The sequence below is a fragment of the Tsukamurella sputi genome, assembly GCF_007858445.1.
Taxonomy (GTDB): domain Bacteria; phylum Actinomycetota; class Actinomycetes; order Mycobacteriales; family Mycobacteriaceae; genus Tsukamurella; species Tsukamurella sputi.
Window position 1 is genome coordinate 1 of record NZ_VIGV01000181.1, and the last position, 539, is coordinate 539.

Below are 539 nucleotides of genomic sequence, written 5' to 3' on the forward strand. Positions count from 1 at the left end.
CGTCGAGGACGCGGAGCAAGGGAAGCTCCATCTCCGCGAGCAGCGGGCGCGACTCGATGTTGTCCAGCTCGTCGTCGAGCGCGGCGGCGAGGTCGGCGACGGCGCGTGCCCGCAGGATCGCCTGCTGCGCCTTCTCCCCCGCGGAATCGTCCGGGTCGTCCAGAAGGGACAGTTGTGCATCGTCACCGGCCGCCTCGACCCGCAGCTCCCGGTGCAGGTACCGCACCGAGAGGTCGTCGAGGTTGAAGGTCCGCTGGCCCGGTCGCACGAGGTAGGCGGCGATCGCCGTGTCCGACGTCAGACCACCGAGGGTCCAGCCGCGGCTCGCGAGCGCGTGCATGGCCCACTTGGCCTCGTGCGCGGCCTTGGGCTGTGCCTCGTCCGCCAGCCAGGCGCCGAGCGCCGCTTCGTCGTGCGGGGTCAGCGACGACAGCTCGATGTACCCGCCCTCGCCGTCGGGTGCGGCGATGACGACCGCCTCCGCGTCGCCGTCGACCACGACCTCCGGGCCGATCACGCCAAGCCCCCACCGCTCGCCC

Annotated in this window: 1 pseudogene; it reads right to left on the reverse strand. The window is 72.7% G+C overall.

Features of this window, described 5'->3' with window-relative positions:
- A pseudogene (locus FK268_RS23725) lies at window positions 1-539 on the reverse strand (DNA polymerase I); the annotation flags it as partial.